The organism is Aquariibacter albus (assembly GCF_014145335.1).
Lineage (GTDB): Bacteria > Pseudomonadota > Gammaproteobacteria > Burkholderiales > Burkholderiaceae_C > Aquariibacter > Aquariibacter albus.
The window spans coordinates 154,761-171,207 of the sequence record NZ_JACIVI010000003.1; the positions used below are offsets into that span (position 1 = coordinate 154,761).

Genomic DNA, 16,447 nt, shown 5'->3' on the forward strand with positions numbered 1-16,447 from the left:
AACCGATTCTGAACCGCCGGTCGGCGCCGGCCGCTGCCGTTCAGATCCGGTTCAAGCCTGCGGCGGACCATGCCGTCCAGGCCCGGCGCCCGGGGCAGCCCGGCGCGGCCCTCGCCCCGCAAGTCCTTCCCCACCCCGCCAAGGAGTTCGCCATGTCCCCTCGCCTGCCCCGTCTGAAGGCCCTCGCCCTGGCCGCCGCCCTGGGCCTTGCCGCCCCCGCCTTTGCCGGCGCCGACCGCTGCCAGGCCGGTCCCGAGACCGGCTGGAAGCCGCTGGCCGAACTCGTCGCCAAGCTGGCCGCCGAGGGCTGGCGCCTGCGTTCGGTCGAGATCGACGACGGCTGCTACGAAGTCAAGGGCGTCGACAAGGACGGCCGCTATCACGAGGCCTACTTCCACCCGCTGACCCTCGAGCGCAAGGGCTGGGCCCACTGATGGCCGCGCTGCCCTCGCCCCGCCGGGCCTGGATCGGCGTCCTGCTCGGGCTTGGCGGACTGTTCGCGGCCGGGGTGGCCAGCCTCGGCGTCCTGCTCGACGAGGGCCTGCCGGCCTGGCCCGGCGCCTGGGCTGTGCCTGCGTGGTGGCCGCAGGCCCTGCCGCTCGGGCCCTGGCACGCGGCCCTCGGCGCCGGCCTGGCCCTGGCCCTGCTGCTGGGCCTGGGCGCGGCCTTGCTGCGCCTGCGGGGCGGGCCCCGCGGCCTGGCCGCCCTGGCCCTGCTCGACACCCTGCTGCTGGCCGGCAGCGGCACGGCCCTGGCGCCCGGCGGCTGGCGCGACGGCGGCCTGCCGGCCGGGCTGGATCCCTGGATCGCAGCCGGCCTGATCGAAGCCGCCGCCGAGGCCCATGCCGCCAGCGCCGCCCTGCTGCCGCTGCTGATCGGCGCCGCCTGGGCCCTGGCCGCGCTGCAGGCCCGCCGCCGCCGGCCGGCCTGAGCGGCCGGGCCCCTACCATCGGCGCCCATGCGCGCCGCCGACTACCTGAAGCTCTCGATTGCCGTGGCCCTGGCCACCATTGCGCTGAAGGCCGGCGCCTGGTGGTCCAGCGGTGCGGTCAGCCTGCTGTCGGATGCGCTGGAGTCGCTGGTCAACCTGGCCGGCGCGGTCTTCGGTCTGGCCATGGTCATGCTGGCGGCCCGGCCGGCGGATGCCCGCCATCCCTGGGGGCATGACAAGGCGGAGGATTTCTCCACCGGCTTCGAGGGCGTGCTGATCCTGGCCGCCGCCCTCGGCATCGCCTGGGCCGCCCTGCCGCGGCTGATCCACCCCGAGCCGCTGGCGGCCGAGGGCCTGGGCTGGGGCCTCGGCCTCTCGGTGGCCGGCACCCTGCTGAATCTGGGCCTGGCCCGCGCGATGCAGCGTGCGGCCCGGCGCGAGCGCAGCGAGGCCCTGGCCGCCGAGGCCCGGCATCTGATGGTCGATGTCTGGACCACGGTCGGCGTGCTGGCCGGCCTGGGCGCCGTGGCCCTGACCGGCTGGCTCTGGCTCGATGCCGCGATGGCTCTGGCCCTGGCCGGCCTGATCGGGCGCGAGGGCCTGACCCTGCTGCGCCGCAGCGCCGATGGCCTGATGGACCATGCCCTCGACCCGCCGGACCAGGCCGCCGTGGAGCGCGTGCTGGCCGGCTTCGCGGCCCGCGAGCCGCTGCGCTTCGATCACCTGCACAGCCGCCGGGCCGGTCGCAGCGGGCATGTCGACCTGCACCTGCACCTGCCGCCCGACTGGAGCCTGGCCCGTGCCGCCGACTTGCGCGATGCCGTCGAGCGCGCGCTGATGGAGGCCGTGCCCGGCCTGCGCGCCAGCATCCAGCTGCTGCCGGCCGATGTCGAGGCCCACGCGCACCGGCCACCCTCAGCCGGCTGAGCGGGCGGCTCAGACTTCCAGGTTGTCGATCAGCCGGGTGCGGCCGAGCCGCGCGGCGGCCAGGGCCACGGCCGGCGTGTCGCCTTCGACGGGCTGCAGGTCCTCGCGGCGCCGCAGGCTGAGGTAGTCGGGCTGCCAGCCGCGGGCGCGCAGCGCGGCGGCGGCCTCGGCCTCCAGCTGCTCGCGGTGGGCGGCCGTGCGCGGGCCGGCACGCCAGGCGGCGGCCAGGGCCTGCAGCGCGGCCTGGAGCTGCGGGGCCTCGGCGCGCTCGGCCTCATCCAGGTAGCCATTGCGCGAGCTGAGCGCCAGGCCGTCGGCGGCCCGCACCGTGGGCCCGGCCAGCACCTCGATCGGCAGCGCGAACTGCCGCACCAGGCCCTGCAGCACGCGCAGTTGCTGGTAGTCCTTCTGGCCGAAGACGGCGGCATGCGGCTGCACGCACTGGAAGAGCTTCATCACCACCGTGGCCACGCCGGTGAAGAAGCCGGGCCGGAAGGCACCTTCCAGGATGTCGGCCAGCGCGGCCGGCGGCTGCACGGTGTAGACCTGGGGCTCCGGGTAGAGCGCGGCTTCGTCGGGCGCGAAGACCAGGTCGCAGCCGGCACCGGCCAGCAGCTCGACGTCGCGTTCCAGCGTGCGCGGGTAGCGGTCGAAATCCTCGTTCGGCCCGAACTGCAGGCGGTTCACGAAGATGCTGGCGACCACGGCCCGGCCCTGGTCCGCGGCGGCCTCGCGGGCCTGGCGGATCAGGGCCAGATGGCCCTCGTGCAGATTGCCCATGGTCGGCACGAAGACCGGCCGCAGCGGGCCGGCCAGGGCCGCGCGCAGCGCGGGCAGGGTGCCCAGCAGGGGCAGCGGGAAGTCGGACATCGGCGGTTCAGGCAGGGGGCGGGCTCAGTAGCCGTGCTGGGCTTCGTCGGGGAAGCTGCCGTCGCGCACGGCGGCCACGTAGCGGCGCAGCGCGTGCTCGATCGAGTCGCTGCCGGCCATGAAGTTGCGCACGAAGCGGGGCAGGCGGCCGCGGCTGATCTGCAGCATGTCGTGCAGCACCAGCACCTGACCGGCGGTGTCGACGCCCGCGCCAATGCCGATGGTGATCAGGTCCGGGCAGGCGGCCACCACGCTGCGTGCGGTGGCCGAGGGCATCAGCTCCAGCACCAGCATCGCGGCCCCGGCCTCGGCCAGCTCGCGGGCATGGCGGCAGAGCGTGGCGGCACCCGCCTCGTCGCGGCCCTGGATGCGGTAGCCGCCCAGCGCGTGAACGCTCTGCGGCGTCAGGCCGAGGTGGCCGCAGACGGGCACCCCGCGATCGACCAGGAAGCGCACGGTCTCGGCCGTCCAGCCCCCGCCTTCGAGCTTGACCATCTGTGCGCCGGCCTGCATCAGCGCGGCGGCGCTGCGCATGGCCTGCTCCGGGCCCTCGTGGTAGCTGCCGAAGGGCAGGTCGGCGATCAGGAAGGCGCTGCGCCGGCCGCGGGCCACGCAGCGGGTGTGGTACGCGACCTCGTCGAGCGTGACCGGCGCCGTGCTGTCGTGGCCCTGCAGGACCATGCCCAGCGAGTCGCCGACCAGCAGGCAGTCGACGCCGGCCGCGTCGAGCAGGCCGGCGAAGCTGGCGTCGTAGCAGGTCAGCATCGCGATCTTCTCGCCGCGCACGGCCATGTCGCGCAGCCTCGGCAGGGTCAGCGCGGGGCGTGGGGCGGCGGCGGTGGGGCTGGGGTGGCTGCTCATGGGAGGGGGCGCGGCGCCGTCGGCACCGGGGGGCGGATTCTAGGAAGCGCGCCGGGACGGCGCCGCCGGGTAGACGCGTTCAGACCGGCTGGTAGGCCAGGCGCACGTAGATCGGTGCGTAGGCCTCGGCCTGGGTCAGCTCGATCAGGCGCTCGCGGGCGAGCTCGAGCATGGCGATGAAGGTCACGACCAGCACCGCCGGACCGCGCTCGACCTCGAACAGGCGTTCGAACTCGACATAGCGCTGGCCCTGCAGGCGCTTGAGCACGATGCTCATGTGCTCGCGCACCGAGAGCTGCTCGCGGCTGATCTTGTGGTGCTGGTTCAGGCGGGCGCGCTTGAGGATCTCGGTCCAGGCCTCGCGCAGGTCCTCGGGCCGCACCTCGGGCTGGCGCAGCTCGACCGTGGTGTCGATGTGCGCCTGCGCGCGCCAGAAGTCGCGGCCCAGCAGCGGCAGGCGGCCGAGCTCGGCGGCGGCCAGCTTCATCTGCTCGTACTCCAGCAGGCGGCGGACCAGCTCGGCCCGCGGGTCCTCGGCCTCGACCTGGCCTTCGACCTTGCGCGGCGGCAGCAGCATGCGCGACTTGATCTCGATCAGCATCGCCGCCATCAGCAGGTACTCGGCGGCGAGTTCGAGGTTGCGCTTGCGGATCGCCTCCACGTAGCCGAGGTACTGCCGCGTGACATCCGCCATCGGGATGTCGAGGATGTTGAAGTTCTGCCGCCGGATCAGGTAGAGCAGCAGATCCAGCGGGCCCTGGAAGGCTTCGAGGAAGACCTCCAGCGCATCCGGCGGGATGTAGAGGTCGGTCGGCAGCGCGAACAGCGGCTCGCCATACAGCCGGGCGACCGCGGCGACCTGGTCGACGGTCTGCGGCACGGAGTCCGGCGGCAGGGCCGGCCCCGGCTCGGCGAGGCCGCCGGCCGTGTTCATGCCAGGCTCAGGCCTTGTTGTGATAGACGTAGGCCTGCTGCGGCACGCGGGCGGCACGCCACTCGGCCTGGGCGGCGCGGTCCACCGGCTGCTCCCACAGCAGCGCGCGGCCTTCGCGCTGGCGGCTTTCCAGCGCCGGGTCGGCCTTCTTCAGCGCGCTGATGAACTGGGTGGTGTCGGACTGGTAGGGCTTCCAGAAGAGCGGCATTCCAAACTCCTTGCGATGGCCTGGGGAGGAAAGGGTCAGGCCTCGGGTCAACCCGAATTTTAGGCTGGCCGACCCGTCCCCGCCGTGGGGCTGCCCGGCGATGGGAAGATTCCATCCATGCCCCGACCGTCCGCCGCCCCCTCGCCTGCTCTGACGCCTGCCCTGACGCCCGCCGCCCCGTCGGCGCCCGGGGTGCCGTCCGCGCGCCCCGGGCGCCGCGCCCGGCCTGCGGCGGCACCGGTCGAGATCGAGCTGCGCCTGCAGATTCCCCCGGCCGCCCGCGAGGCGGTGCGGGCCTTCCTGCGCGAGGACGGGGGCAGCGCCCAGAGCCTGAAGGCGGTCTACCTCGACACCCCGGACCGCCTGCTGGCCCGCCATGCCATGGCCCTGCGCCTGCGCAAGGAAGGTCGGCAATGGGTGCAGACGCTCAAGTGCGGCGCCGCCCATGCCCTGGTCCGGGGCGAGCACAACGTGCCGCTGCCGGCCGTGCCGGGCGGCGGCCAGCCGCCGGTGGATCCGCAGCGCCATGCCGGCCAGGCCGTCGGCGACCAGTTGCTGGCCCTGCTGGACGCTGCCGCGCGCCACCAGGGCCCGGCGGCCGTGGGCTTGGTCGAAGGCTTCGTGACCGACATCCAGCGCCGCAGCCGCCGCCAGCGCCTGCGCCACGGCACCGTCGAGTTCAGCCTCGACGAGGGCGAGCTGCGCGCCCCCGACGGCGCCGGCGGCTGGCGCATCTGGCCGGTCTGCGAGCTGGAGATCGAGCTGCTCGGCGGCTCGCCCCGCGCTGTCTTCGAGGCCGCCCGCCGCTGGACGGCCCGCGGCCTGTGGCTGGAGCCGCGCAGCAAGGCCGAGCGCGGCGAGCGCCTGCGGCGCGGCGGCGGCCCCGGGCAGCCCGGCCCGGCCTTCGGCGCGCAGCCGCTGAAGCTGCCGCGCGGGGCCGAGGTCTCCACCCTGGCCGGAGCCGCGCTCGACAACGTCGCGGCGCAGGTGCTGCGCAATGCCGGCGAGCTCTGCGGCGGCGCGGCCGGCGCCGAATCCCTGCACCAGCTGCGCGTCGGCCTGCGCCGGCTGCGCTCGCTCGACCGGCTGCGCGCTGGCTGGCCCGGGGTCGCGCCGATCGCCGCCGGGCCGGCCCTGGCCGCGCTCTTCCGCCGCCTGGGCGCGGCCCGCGATGCCGATGCCCTGGGCGAGGGCCTGGGCGCCGAGCTGGCCGCCGCCTGGGCGCAGGCCCAGGGCCTGGCCGGGCCGCCCGCGGGCTTCCTGGCCCGTGCGGCGCCGGCCGAGGCCGTCCCCGATCCCGTCGCCGAGCTGCGCGCCGCCCCGGCCCAGCAGGCCCTGCTGCTGCTGCTGGCGCAGAGCGCGCTGCCGGCCGAGCGCATCGCGCCCATGCTGGCGGACTGGACCCGCGAGCGGGCCCGTCCCGCGGCCCCGGCCGATCGGGCCGACCCCGCGCCGGCCGCCCCCGCCGCACCGTCCCAGCCGCCTGCACCGGCCGACCTCACCCCCGCGCCTGATCCCAGCGCCCGCGCGCAGGCCAGCGCCCGACTCGCGCGCTGGCAGCGCCGCCTCGTGCGCGAGGTCCAGGCCTTCGACCGGCTCGACGACGAGGCCCGCCATGCCCTGCGCAAGGCGCTCAAGCGCCAGCGCTACTGTGTGGAGCTGTGTGCCGGTCTGTACGGCCGCAAGCCGCTGGCCGCCTACCTCAAGCCGCTGCGCGCCGCGCAGGAGGCGCTGGGCGCCTTCAACGATGTCTGCGTCGCCACCGCCCATGCCCGCGCAGCGGCCGAGGCCGGCCAGGCCGAGGGCTGGTTCGCGCTGGGCTGGCTGCAGCCGCGGCGCGCGCAGGTGCTGGCCGAGGCGGGGCGCTGCCTGCAGCGCTTCCGCAAGGCGCCGCCGCCCTGGGCCTGAGGTTCAGCGGCCGGATGGGGCCGCGGCGTCCGACGCGGCCGCGGCCAGCCGGGCCAGCACGGCGGCCAGATCGGGCTGCAGGCGCTCGGAGCCCAGGGCGTCCAGCAGGCCGCCGCGCCGCATCAGCGAGGCCGGCTGCGGATGGGCCTCGACCAGCCACAGGGCGATGCCGCGCCGCGTCAGGTCGCGGCCGAGCTGGAGCAGGACGGCCAGGCCGCTGCTGTCCAGCGCGATCAGGCGCTGCAGGTCCAGCACCAGCACCCGGCAGCCCGGCGGCAGCTGGTCCGGCAGGCCTTCCAGCTTGCCGCTGGCGCCGAAGAACAGGGCGCCGTAGAGCCGCCGCAGCGCCACGCCCGGTGCGGGTTCGGGCGCGAGCTGCACCTCGAACAGCGCGGCCATGCGCCAGATGAAGAACACGCAGGCCAGCACCAGGCCGACTTCCACCGCCACCATCAGGTCGAAGACCACCGTCAGCACGAAGGTGCCGAGCAGGATCACCCGGTAGCTCGGCGCGAACTGCCGCAGCCGCGCGAACTCGTGCCATTCGCCCAGGCGGATCGCCGTCATGAAGGTGATGGCCGCCAGCACCGCCAGCGGCACGTCCTCGGCCAGCGGTGCGGCCACCAGCACCACGATCAGCAGGGCCAGGGCGTGGACGATGCCGGCGACCGGGGTCGTCGCGCCGGCCCGCACATTCGTCATCGTGCGGGCGATGGTGCCGGTGGCCGGCAGGCCGCCGACCAGCGGCACCACCAGATTGGCCACGCCCTGGGCCATCAGCTCCTGGTTGGGGTCGTGGCGCGGCAGCTCGGTGGCGAGCTGGTCGGCGATGCGCGCGCAGAGCAGGGCCTCCACCGCGCCGAGCAGGGCCAGCGTGAGCGTGGGGATGACCAGGTCGCGCGCGCCGGCCCAGCTCAGCGCCGGCCAGTGCAGGGCGGGCAGATGGTCGGGGATGCCGCCGAAGCGGCTGCCGATGGTCTCCACCGGCAGGGCCAGACCGGCTGCGGCCAGGCTGCCGAGCAGCAGCGCGACCATCTGCGCCGGCACCAGGCCCAGGCCGTTGCCGAGCCGGGGCTGGCCGCGCCGGACGAGGGCCACCACGCGGGGCCAGCCCAGGATCAGGCCCAGGCAGGCCAGGCCCAGGGCCAGGGTGGTCGGATCGGTGTCGCCCAGGCCGCCGATCAGCCCGCGCAGCTGCGAGAAGGCGTCGGCCGGCAGGCGGCCCAGCTGCAGGCCCAGCAGATCCTTGAGCTGCGACAGCGCGATCAGCACCGCGATGCCATTGGTGAAGCCGATCACGATGCTGATCGGGATGTAGCGCACCAGGCCGCCCAGGCGCAGCAGGCCCATCAGCAGCATCAGCCCGCCGGCCAGCAGGGTGGAGACCAGCAGATTGGCCAGGCCGTAGCGCTCGACGATGCCGTAGACGATGACGATGAAGGCCCCGGCGGGCCCGCCGACCTGCACGTTCGAGCCGCCCAGGGCCGAGATCAGCAGGCCGCCGACGATGGCGGTGAACAGCCCCGCTTCCGGGCTGACGCCCGAGGCGATCGCGAAGGCCAGGGCCAGCGGCAGGGCCATCACGCCGACGGTGAGGCCCGCGCCCAGGTCGCCCAGGGCCTGGCGGCGGGTGTAGCCGGGCAGGGTGTCGAGCAGCCGGGGCCGGAAACGCGCCAGCCGCCGGCGTGGCGGCGGCCGCAGGGCGGTTTCAGGGGGTGGGGCGTCGGAAGGCATGCGGCCGGCAGTCTGGGGTCCGGAGCCGCATGCAAGGCCCGGGCCGCAGCCCGCGCCCGAGGCCGGCGCCGCGTCAGGCGGACTCAGTGAATGCGCAGGCCCGGCGTGGCGCCGCTGTCGGGCGACAGCAGGTGGATGCCGGGATGGGCCTTCTCGTCCGCATGGCTGGCGGCCAGCACCATGCCTTCGCTCAGGCCGAATTTCATCTGCCGCGGCGCGAGGTTGGCCACCATCACCGTCAGGCGGCCGACGAGGTCCTCGGGCTTGTGCGCGCTGGCGATGCCGCTGAAGACATTGCGGGTGCGGCCCTCGCCCACGTCGAGGGTGAGCTGCAGCAGCTTCTTGCTGCCGGCCACGGCCTGCGCGTCGACGATCTTCGCGATGCGCAGGTCGATCTTGGCGAAGTCCTCGATCGTGATGGTTTCGGCCATCGCCTCGCCGCCGGGGCGGCCGGGATCCGCCACGGCCGCTGCCGGGGCGGCGGCCGGCTCGGCAGCAGCCGGCGGGGCCTCGAACAGCGCGTCGAGCAGCTTGGGGTCGACGCGCTGCATCAGGTGGCTGTAGCTGCCGATGCGGTGGCCGGCCAGCGACTGGCCGGCCTGCGCCCACTGCAGCGGCCCGATCTGCAGGAAGGCCTCGACCTGCGCCGCCAGGGCCGGCAGCACCGGCTTCAGGTAGAGGCTCAGCAGGCGGAAGGCCTCGATGCAGGTCGAGCAGACGGCATGCAGGCGCGCGTCCTGGCCGTCCTGCTTGGCCAGCTCCCAGGGCTTGTTGGCGTCGACGTAGGCGTTCACGCGGTCGGCCAGCAGCATGACCTCGCGCAGGGCCTTGCCGGTGTCGCGGCCGTCGTAGAGGCGGCCCAACTCGGGCGCAGCCTCCCGCAGGGCGGCCACCACGGCCGCGCCCTCGGCATCGAGCGTGTCGGCCAGACGGCCGTCGAAGCGCTTGACGAGGAAGCCCGCCGCCCGGCTCGCGATGTTGATGTACTTGCCGACCAGGTCGCTGTTGACGCGGGCGACGAAGTCCTCGCGGTTGAAGTCCACATCCTCCACCCGGCCGCTGAGCTTGGCGGCCAGGTAGTAGCGCAGCCATTCGGGGTTCAGGCCGAGCTGGAGGTACTTGAGCGGGTCCAGGCCGGTGCCGCGGCTCTTGCTCATCTTCTCGCCGTTGTTGACGGTGAGGAAGCCGTGCACATGCACGGCGTCAGGCACCTTGCGGCCGCTGAACTTCAGCATGGCCGGCCAGAACAGGGTGTGGAAGGTGACGATGTCCTTGCCGATGAAATGCACCTGCTCCAGCTCGGGCTGGGCGAGGTAGCTTTCCAGGTCGCGGCCCAGGCTCGCCAGATGAGCCTGCAGCGAGGCGAGGTAGCCCACCGGGGCGTCGAGCCACACGTAGAAATACTTGCCCGGGGCGTCGGGGATCTCGATGCCGAAGTAGGGCGCGTCGCGGCTGATGTCCCAGTCGCCCAGGCCGACCTGGCCGTCCTCGTCGCGCTTGAACCATTCCTTCACCTTGTTGGCCACCTCGGGCTGCAGGCGGCCGTCCTGCGTCCAGCTTTCGAGGAAGGCGACGCAGCGCGGATCGGAGAGCTTGAAGAAGAAGTGCTCGCTGCTGCGCAGCACCGGCGTCGCGCCCGACAGGGCCGAGTAGGGCTTCTTCAGCTCGGTCGGCGCGTAGACCGCGCCGCAGGCCTCGCAGTTGTCGCCGTACTGGTCGGCCGCGCCGCACTTGGGGCACTCCCCCTTGATGAAGCGGTCGGGCAGGAACATGCCCTTCTCGGGGTCGAAGAACTGCTCGATCGTCCGGGTCTCGATCAGGCCGGTCTCGCGCAGTGCGCGGTAGATGGACTGGGCCAGGGCATGGTTCTCCGGCGCGTCGGTGCTGTGCCAGTGGTCGAAGGCGATGTGGAAGCCGTCGAGGTAGGGCTTGCGGCCGGCGGCGATGTTGGCCACGAAGGCCTGCGGCGTCAGGCCGGCCTTCTCGGCGGCGATCATGATCGGCGCGCCGTGGGCGTCGTCGGCGCACACGAAGTGCACTTCGTGGCCCTGCATGCGCTGGAAGCGCACCCAGATGTCGGCCTGGATGTACTCCATGATGTGGCCGACGTGGAAATGCCCGTTGGCATAGGGCAGGGCGGTCGTGACGAAGAGCTGGCGGGGCATGGTGTGCGGGCGCTGAGGGGCGCCGGCCGGGGCTGCGGGCAAGCCCGCGAGTTTAGGCGGCGGCGGCTCGCCGCCCGGCCGCCCCGGCCCCTGCCGGGGCGCAGGCCCCAGGCTAGACTCGGCGCCCCTGCTTCGGCACGCCCGTTCCTAGCCTGATTGCCCGCCATGTCGCTCACCGATGCCGCCGTCCTTGCGGCGCTCCAGACCGTCGCCGACCCGAACACCGGCAAGGATTTCGTCAGCACCCGCGCGGTGAAGAACCTGAAGGTGGATGGCGGCGACATCGCCTTCGACGTGGAGCTGGGCTACCCGGCCAAGAGCCAGATTCCCGCACTGCGCAAGGCCCTGATCGCCGCGGTGCGCACCCTGCCGGGCGTGGAGAACGTCAGCGTGAACCTGAGCAGCCGCATCACCGCGCACGCCGTGCAGCGCGGCGTGCAGCTGCTGCCGGGGGTGAAGAACATCGTCGCGGTGGCCTCGGGCAAGGGCGGCGTGGGCAAGAGCACCACCGCCGTCAACCTGGCCCTGGCCCTGGCTGCCGAAGGCGCCCGCGTCGGTCTGCTGGATGCCGACATCTACGGCCCCAGCCTGCCGATGATGATGGGCCTGACGGCGCGGCCCGAATCGGCCGATGGCAAGACCATGGAGCCGCTGGCCAACCACGGCCTGCAGCTCATGTCGATCGGCTTCCTGGTCGAGGCCGACAACCCCATGGTCTGGCGCGGCCCCATGGCCACCCAGGCCCTGGAGCAGATGCTGCGCCAGACCAACTGGCAGGAGCTGGACTACCTGATCGTCGACATGCCGCCCGGCACCGGCGACATCCAGCTCACGCTCAGCCAGCGCGTGCCGGTGACCGGCGCGGTCATCGTGACCACGCCGCAGGACATCGCCCTGCTCGACGCCCGCAAGGGCCTGAAGATGTTCGAGAAGGTCGGCGTGCCCATCCTCGGCGTGGTCGAGAACATGGCCGTCTACTGCTGCCCGAATTGCGGCCACACCGAGGCCATCTTCGGTGCGGACGGCGGCAAGCACATGGCCGCCGAGTACGGCGTGGCCCACCTCGGCAGCCTGCCGCTGAACCGCAGCATCCGCGAGCAGGCCGATGCCGGCCGGCCGACGCTGATCAGCGAACCCGATGGCGAGATCGCCGCGCTCTACAAGGGTGTGGCCCGCCAGGTGGCGGTGAAGATCGCCGAGAAGTCCAAGGACTACTCGGCCAAGTTCCCAACCATCTCCGTCAGCAAGGGCACCTGATGGACGCGCCGGCCGCCCGCGAGCGCCCGGCGATCGAAGTCGCCGTGGTGATGGCGCGCGAGGCGGCGCCCAACCGCTGGGAGGACTGGCGCTTCCACCTCGTCGAGGTGCTGGCCATGCAGCCGGCCTTCGGCCGCGCGGCCCGCTGCCTGCACGACGACGGCAAGGTCGCGCGCTTCCTGCACCCGGGCCTGCGCATCGAGCTCTTCCGCGACGAGGCCGAGGGCTATCACCTGAACCTGAGCAGCGGCGCGCCGGTCGTCTTCGTGATGTGGCGTATCGACGAGGCCGATCCCTCGCGGGCCTGGCCCGAGGCGGTGAGCCTGTCCTACCACGAGGCCGGACGCTGGCTGGATGCGCAGGAGCGGGTCGACAACTGCCCGCTGCCCCCCGACTGGCGTGAGTGGCTGCAGGCCTACACCGAGCTGCATCACCAGCCCGAGCCGCGCAAGCGCCGCCGGCCGCAGTCCTTCCTGCCGCCCGGGGCGCGCGGCTGAGCAGACACCATGGGTGCCGACGCCGAGGAGGGCTTCTTCGCGCGCTGGTCGCGTCGCAAGGGCCTGGCTCTCGGGTCCGCGAGCGCAGCGCCGGCGGAGCCCGCCGCCCGGCCGGCGGCCGGCTTGTCCCCGGCCCCTCCGGCCCCGACGGCTGAGCCGGCCCACCCGACAGCGCCGGCCCGCGCCGAGCCGCCCCCTGCGGCCGAACCGCCACCGCCGACGCTGGAGGATGCCGCCCGCCTGCGGCCCGGCGAAGCCGTCGACCGTTTCGTGCGCGCGGGCGTGGACGAGGCCGTCAAGCGCGCCGCGCTGAAGACGCTGTTCGCCGATCCGCACTTCAACGTGATGGACGGGCTCGACATCTACATCGACGACTACAGCCAGCCGGACCCCATCCCGCCGGCCATGCTGCGGCAGTTGCAGCAGGGCGAGGCCCTGGGCCTGTTCCGCGAGGAGCGCGAGGCCGAGGCCCGCGCCGCGGCTGCCCGCAGCGCCGCCGGAGCGCCGCCCGGGCCGGGCGCGCTGCCAGATGCCGGGCCCGGCGCGCCGCGTGAACGGCCCGACGCGCCGCGTGAACGGCCCGACGCCGACGGTGATGCCGACTCCGACGCCCCGACCGACGCCCCGGCAGGCGAATCCGGCCTGGCCGCCCCCGGGCCCGACCCGCTGGTCACCGCGCAAGGGCCATGCGAGGCTGCGTCGCCCCCGACGACCCCGCCGCCCGCCTCGCCATGAAGACCCTGGTCTGTTCCTGCAACGACACCCTGCCGATCGACCCGCCGGCCCTGCGCGAGGCCCTGCGCCTGGCCGCCGGCGAGGACGCGGCCGAGGGCCTGTCGGTCGGCCACCGCCTGCTCTGCCGCCGCGAGGCCGGCGCCTTCCAGCAAGCCGCCCAGGGCCAGGACGCGCTGCTGGTCGCCTGCACGCAGGAGGCCCGCCTCTTCAGCGAGCTGCATGCGCAGACCGAGGGGACGCCGCCGCTGGCCGAGCGGCCGATCCGCTTCCTCAACCTGCGCGAGACGGCCGGCTGGTCGGCCGAGGCGCGCGAGCGGCCGGCCGCCCTGCCGCCCAAGCTGGCCGCGCTGATCGCCGAGGCCCAGCGGCCCGACCCGCCGCCCGTCGCCCAGGTCAGCTACCGCTCGGCCGGCCGCTGCCTGGTGATCGGCGCCCCGGCCGACCTGGCCGGCGTGCTGCCCCTGCTGGGCGATGCGCTGGACCTCACGCTTTTCCTGGACGGCCCGGCCGCGCCGCTGCCGCAGGATCGCCTGGTGCCGGTGCTCGGCGGCCGCATCGAGGCCCTGCAGGGCTGGCTCGGTGCCTTCACCCTGCGCTGGCGCGACGAGGCGCCGATCGACCTGGACCTCTGCACCCGCTGCAATGCCTGTGTCTCGGCCTGCCCCGAAGGCGCGATCGGCCTGGACTACCGCATCGACCTGGCGCGCTGCGACCGCCAGCGTGCCTGCCTGAGCGCCTGCGGCGTCGCTGGCGCGATCGATTTCGAGCGCGAGTCCGCGGCGCGCGAGCAGGGCTTCGACCTGGTGCTGGACCTCGGCGCCCGGCCCCTGCTGGACCTGCACCAGCCGCCCCAGGGCTACCACCACGTGCCCCTGCGCGCCGCCGACGGCGCGGCCCGGCTGAGCGCCGCCGTGGTCGCGCTGCGCGGCTCGGTCGGCGTGTTCGACAAGCCGAAGTTCTTCGACTACCGCGTCAAGCTCTGCGCGCACAGCCGCAACGAGCGCGAGGGTTGCCGGGCCTGCATCGACGTCTGCTCCGCCCAGGCCATCCAGAGCCGCGCGACGGTCGAGGGGCCGGACCGCGGCGGCATCCGGGTCGAGCCCCATCTCTGCGTGGGCTGCGGTGCCTGCACGACGGTCTGCCCGAGCGGCGCGCTGTCCTACCGCTACCCCGGCCCCGATGAGCTGGGCGGCCGCATGCGCACCTTGATCGGCGCCTACCTGAAGGCCGGCGGCGAGGCCGCGGCCGGCCGGCCGCTGCTGCTGCTGCACAGCCAGCAGGGCGGTCGGCAGGCGATCGAAGCCCTGGGCCGCGCGGCCCAGGCCGGGCCGCAAGCCTTCGGCGGCCCGGCCCCGGCACCGCGGCCCGGGGCCATGGCGCGCCGCCGCGGCCTGCCGCTGGCGGTGCTGCCGCTGGCGCTGTGGCACAGCGCTTCGGTCGGGCTGGAGCTGTGGCTCTCGGCCCTGGCCTGGGGCGCGCGCGGCGTGGTCGTCCTGCTCAGCGGCGAGGAGGCGCCGGACTACCGCCGGGCCCTGGCCGCCCAGGCCGCGCTGGGCCAGGCCTTGCTGCAGGGCCTGGGCTGGTCCGGCACGCCGCTGCGACTGATCGACCTGGCCGGCGCCGACCTGCCCGAGGCCGCGCTGGAGGCCGGCCTCCAGGCCGCCCTGGCCGAGGGCTTGCGCCCCGCGCTGGCGCCCGCCGCCTTCGCGGCCGGCAGCGACAAGCGCGCCCAGCTTGAGCTGGTGCTCGACCATCTGCTGGCCCAGGCGCCGCAGGCCGCCGCGCTGCCGGCGGCGCTGCCCCTGCCCTCGGTGCCGGGCTCGGCCTCGCCCTGGGGCGCGGTGGCGATCGACACCGGCCGCTGCACGCTCTGCATGGCCTGCGTCGGGGCCTGCCCGGCCTCGGCCCTGGTCGACAACCCGGAACGGCCCGAGCTGCGCTTCATCGAGAAGAACTGCGTGCAGTGCGGCCTGTGCGTCGGCACCTGCCCCGAGCAGGCCCTGGCCCTGCAGCCGCGCCTGCTGCTGGCCGAGGCCGGTCGCGCACGCCGCGAGCCGCGCGTGCTGCATGCCCAGGAGCCCTTCCGCTGCGTGCGCTGCAGCAAGCCCTTCGGCACGCTCAAGGCCATCGAGAACATGGTCGCCAAGCTGGCCGGCCACGCCGCCTTCCAGGGCGCGGCGGCCGAGCGGCTGAAGATGTGCGGCGACTGCCGGGTGGTCGATCTCTACAGCGACCCGCGCGAAGTCCGCATCACCGACCTCTGAGCCGCCCGGCGCGCGCACCGCGCCGATCCGCCCGCCCCGACGACTGCCTGCCTGCCGAGCCGCCGATGAACCCTGCCGAGCTGCGCGCCCTGTCCTTCGCCTCCGCCGACCAGGCCGAGGAAATCGCCCGCGCCGAGATCTACGGCCTGCTGGCCCGGCTCTTCCTGGCGCCGCCGGATGCCGCTCTGCAGGCCGCCTTCGCGGTGGTCGTGACCGAGGCGCCCGAGCCCGGCGCCTTCCTGGAGGCGCCCTGGCAGGACCTGGTGGCGGCCCTGCGCGCCAGCAGCCCCGAGGCGGCCGCGGCGGAGTACGAGGCGCTTTTCCTGGGGGTTGGCCGGCCGGAGATCTTTCTGTACGCCAGCCACCATCTCAGCGGCTTCCTCAACGAGAAGCCGCTCGTGCAGCTGCGCAGCGACCTGGCCGCCCTCGGCCTGCAGGGCGACCGCGAGCGCGGCGAGACCGAGGACCATGTCAGCGCGGTCTTCGAGGTGATGCGCTATCTCATCGCCGGCGACGATGCCGCCGTCTGCAACCTCGAACAGCAGCGGCGCTTTTTCCGGGCCCATGTGCAGTCCTGGGTCGAGCGCCTGTGCGATGCGCTGCAGGCGCATCCGCAGGCCCGGCTCTATGCCGCGTTGGCGGCCTACACCCGGGCTTTCGTGCAGGTCGAGACCCAGGGCTTCGACCTGCTCGAAGCCTGAGCCGGACGTCATCAGCTTTCCTGCATCGGCACCGGCCTCGGTCGCCGCAGATCTTCATTCCCGAGCGCGGCGCTTTGCGGGCTTTTCCCGGCAGACCGCCAGGGAGGGTGCCGGCCACAATGGTGCACGCTTATGAACAAGGGTGCATGGCTCACCGGCCTGCGCGCCCGGCACGAGGAGACTGTCATGTCCGAGGCTGAAGGTTCGAAGGAAGCCCTGTCCCGCCGCCGCCTGTTTGCCGGCGCGGGCACCGCCGGAGCCATCGCGGCCGTGGCCGCCGTGATGCCGCGCGCGCCGGCCGAAGCCCCTGAGCGGCCGCAGGCCGAGGCGGCGCCGGCCGAGGCCGCGCCCGGCTACCGCGCCAGCGCGCACGTGCTGCGCTACTACCAGACGGCCCGCGTCTGAGGGCCTGCCGGGCCCACGGGCCCGGCCGTGTCCCCGCGCGCCATCCCTTG

Annotated in this window: 16 protein-coding genes; 10 read left to right on the top strand and 6 right to left on the bottom strand. The window is 74.3% G+C overall.

Features of this window, described 5'->3' with window-relative positions:
• Positions 1-152 precede the first annotated feature (152 nt).
• Genes H4F90_RS10070 through H4F90_RS10080 form a run of 3 tightly spaced genes read left to right on the top strand, consistent with a single transcriptional unit; the run spans position 153 to position 1,858 of the window.
• Positions 153-434, top strand: coding sequence for a PepSY domain-containing protein (locus H4F90_RS10070; RefSeq protein ID WP_182664126.1), 282 nt, complete (start codon positions 153-155; stop codon positions 432-434).
• A complete protein-coding gene (locus H4F90_RS10075) occupies positions 434-931 on the top strand; it encodes a hypothetical protein (protein ID WP_182664128.1) in 498 nt (165 codons plus the stop codon). Before H4F90_RS10070 ends, H4F90_RS10075 begins: the two co-directional genes overlap by 1 nt.
• 27 nt (positions 932-958) lie before the next feature.
• Positions 959-1,858 (top strand): cation diffusion facilitator family transporter, encoded by a 900-nt coding sequence (locus H4F90_RS10080; protein WP_182664130.1) that lies wholly within the window; start codon positions 959-961, stop codon positions 1,856-1,858.
• Between the two features lie 9 nt (positions 1,859-1,867).
• Here H4F90_RS10080 and panC read toward each other — a convergent pair whose 3' ends face one another.
• From panC to H4F90_RS10100, 4 genes are all read right to left on the bottom strand, one after another.
• Entirely contained in the window at positions 1,868-2,713 is an 846-nt protein-coding gene (panC, locus tag H4F90_RS10085) for a pantoate--beta-alanine ligase (RefSeq protein ID WP_182664506.1), read from the bottom strand.
• Positions 2,714-2,752: 39 nt separating this feature from the next.
• On the bottom strand, positions 2,753-3,589 hold the full coding sequence (panB, locus tag H4F90_RS10090; RefSeq protein WP_182664132.1) for a 3-methyl-2-oxobutanoate hydroxymethyltransferase: 837 nt from the start codon (positions 3,587-3,589) through the stop codon (positions 2,753-2,755).
• Positions 3,590-3,668: 79 nt separating this feature from the next.
• Complete coding sequence (locus tag H4F90_RS10095; protein WP_182664134.1) at positions 3,669-4,523, bottom strand: segregation and condensation protein A; 855 nt, start codon at positions 4,521-4,523, stop codon at positions 3,669-3,671.
• Between the two features lie 7 nt (positions 4,524-4,530).
• The gene (locus H4F90_RS10100; protein ID WP_182664136.1) at positions 4,531-4,731 is read right to left on the bottom strand and encodes a DUF3460 family protein; all 201 of its coding nucleotides are present in this window, start codon (positions 4,729-4,731) and stop codon (positions 4,531-4,533) included.
• Positions 4,732-4,848: 117 nt separating this feature from the next.
• On the opposite strand from H4F90_RS10100, the gene H4F90_RS10105 reads away from it, so the two are divergent.
• Positions 4,849-6,639, top strand: a complete 1,791-nt coding sequence (locus H4F90_RS10105; RefSeq protein WP_182664138.1) for a CYTH and CHAD domain-containing protein — start codon at positions 4,849-4,851, stop codon at positions 6,637-6,639.
• A 3-nt stretch (positions 6,640-6,642) separates the two neighbouring features.
• Here H4F90_RS10105 and H4F90_RS10110 read toward each other — a convergent pair whose 3' ends face one another.
• Both H4F90_RS10110 and metG read right to left on the bottom strand, forming a co-directional pair.
• Positions 6,643-8,373 carry a SulP family inorganic anion transporter gene (locus H4F90_RS10110; protein WP_182664140.1) on the bottom strand — a complete coding sequence of 577 codons (1,731 nt, stop codon included), beginning with the start codon at positions 8,371-8,373 and terminating at the stop codon, positions 6,643-6,645.
• Between the two features lie 83 nt (positions 8,374-8,456).
• Positions 8,457-10,538, bottom strand: a complete 2,082-nt coding sequence (metG, locus tag H4F90_RS10115) for a methionine--tRNA ligase (RefSeq protein ID WP_182664142.1) — start codon at positions 10,536-10,538, stop codon at positions 8,457-8,459.
• Positions 10,539-10,703: 165 nt separating this feature from the next.
• Here metG and apbC point away from each other — a divergent pair, with 165 nt between their 5' ends.
• The 6 genes from apbC to H4F90_RS10145 all read left to right on the top strand — a co-directional run bounded on the left by apbC (position 10,704) and on the right by H4F90_RS10145 (position 16,397).
• The gene (gene apbC / locus H4F90_RS10120; RefSeq protein ID WP_182664144.1) at positions 10,704-11,795 is read left to right on the top strand and encodes an iron-sulfur cluster carrier protein ApbC; all 1,092 of its coding nucleotides are present in this window, start codon (positions 10,704-10,706) and stop codon (positions 11,793-11,795) included.
• The gene (locus H4F90_RS10125; RefSeq protein WP_182664146.1) at positions 11,795-12,292 is read left to right on the top strand and encodes a DUF3305 domain-containing protein; all 498 of its coding nucleotides are present in this window, start codon (positions 11,795-11,797) and stop codon (positions 12,290-12,292) included. The genes apbC and H4F90_RS10125 overlap by 1 nt, the downstream gene beginning before the upstream one ends.
• A 9-nt stretch (positions 12,293-12,301) precedes the next feature.
• The gene (locus tag H4F90_RS10130; protein WP_182664148.1) at positions 12,302-13,027 is read left to right on the top strand and encodes a DUF3306 domain-containing protein; all 726 of its coding nucleotides are present in this window, start codon (positions 12,302-12,304) and stop codon (positions 13,025-13,027) included.
• Positions 13,024-15,291, top strand: a complete 2,268-nt coding sequence (locus tag H4F90_RS10135; RefSeq protein WP_182664150.1) for a 4Fe-4S binding protein — start codon at positions 13,024-13,026, stop codon at positions 15,289-15,291. The genes H4F90_RS10130 and H4F90_RS10135 overlap by 4 nt, the downstream gene beginning before the upstream one ends.
• Before the next feature lie 65 nt (positions 15,292-15,356).
• Positions 15,357-15,992: a TorD/DmsD family molecular chaperone gene (locus tag H4F90_RS10140; protein WP_182664152.1), complete on the top strand. Its 636-nt coding sequence runs from the start codon at positions 15,357-15,359 to the stop codon at positions 15,990-15,992.
• 186 nt (positions 15,993-16,178) lie between these two features.
• Positions 16,179-16,397: a formate dehydrogenase gene (locus tag H4F90_RS10145; RefSeq protein ID WP_182664154.1), complete on the top strand. Its 219-nt coding sequence runs from the start codon at positions 16,179-16,181 to the stop codon at positions 16,395-16,397.
• The last annotated feature ends 50 nt before the right edge of the window (positions 16,398-16,447 follow it).

Bases quoted from the DNA above. Each gene is read 5' to 3' on its own strand.
- H4F90_RS10070 (WP_182664126.1), top strand. From the start codon at position 153: ATGTCCCCTCGCCTGCCCCGTCTGAAGGCCCTCGCCCTGGCCGCCGCC.
- H4F90_RS10075 (WP_182664128.1), top strand. From the start codon at position 434: ATGGCCGCGCTGCCCTCGCCCCGCCGGGCCTGGATCGGCGTCCTGCTC.
- H4F90_RS10080 (WP_182664130.1), top strand. From the start codon at position 959: ATGCGCGCCGCCGACTACCTGAAGCTCTCGATTGCCGTGGCCCTGGCC.
- panB (WP_182664132.1), bottom strand. From the start codon at position 3,589: ATGAGCAGCCACCCCAGCCCCACCGCCGCCGCCCCACGCCCCGCGCTG.
- H4F90_RS10095 (WP_182664134.1), bottom strand. From the start codon at position 4,523: ATGAACACGGCCGGCGGCCTCGCCGAGCCGGGGCCGGCCCTGCCGCCG.
- H4F90_RS10100 (WP_182664136.1), bottom strand. From the start codon at position 4,731: ATGCCGCTCTTCTGGAAGCCCTACCAGTCCGACACCACCCAGTTCATC.
- H4F90_RS10105 (WP_182664138.1), top strand. From the start codon at position 4,849: ATGCCCCGACCGTCCGCCGCCCCCTCGCCTGCTCTGACGCCTGCCCTG.
- H4F90_RS10110 (WP_182664140.1), bottom strand. From the start codon at position 8,373: ATGCCTTCCGACGCCCCACCCCCTGAAACCGCCCTGCGGCCGCCGCCA.
- metG (WP_182664142.1), bottom strand. From the start codon at position 10,538: ATGCCCCGCCAGCTCTTCGTCACGACCGCCCTGCCCTATGCCAACGGG.
- apbC (WP_182664144.1), top strand. From the start codon at position 10,704: ATGTCGCTCACCGATGCCGCCGTCCTTGCGGCGCTCCAGACCGTCGCC.
- H4F90_RS10125 (WP_182664146.1), top strand. From the start codon at position 11,795: ATGGACGCGCCGGCCGCCCGCGAGCGCCCGGCGATCGAAGTCGCCGTG.
- H4F90_RS10130 (WP_182664148.1), top strand. From the start codon at position 12,302: ATGGGTGCCGACGCCGAGGAGGGCTTCTTCGCGCGCTGGTCGCGTCGC.
- H4F90_RS10135 (WP_182664150.1), top strand. From the start codon at position 13,024: ATGAAGACCCTGGTCTGTTCCTGCAACGACACCCTGCCGATCGACCCG.
- H4F90_RS10140 (WP_182664152.1), top strand. From the start codon at position 15,357: ATGAACCCTGCCGAGCTGCGCGCCCTGTCCTTCGCCTCCGCCGACCAG.
- H4F90_RS10145 (WP_182664154.1), top strand. From the start codon at position 16,179: ATGTCCGAGGCTGAAGGTTCGAAGGAAGCCCTGTCCCGCCGCCGCCTG.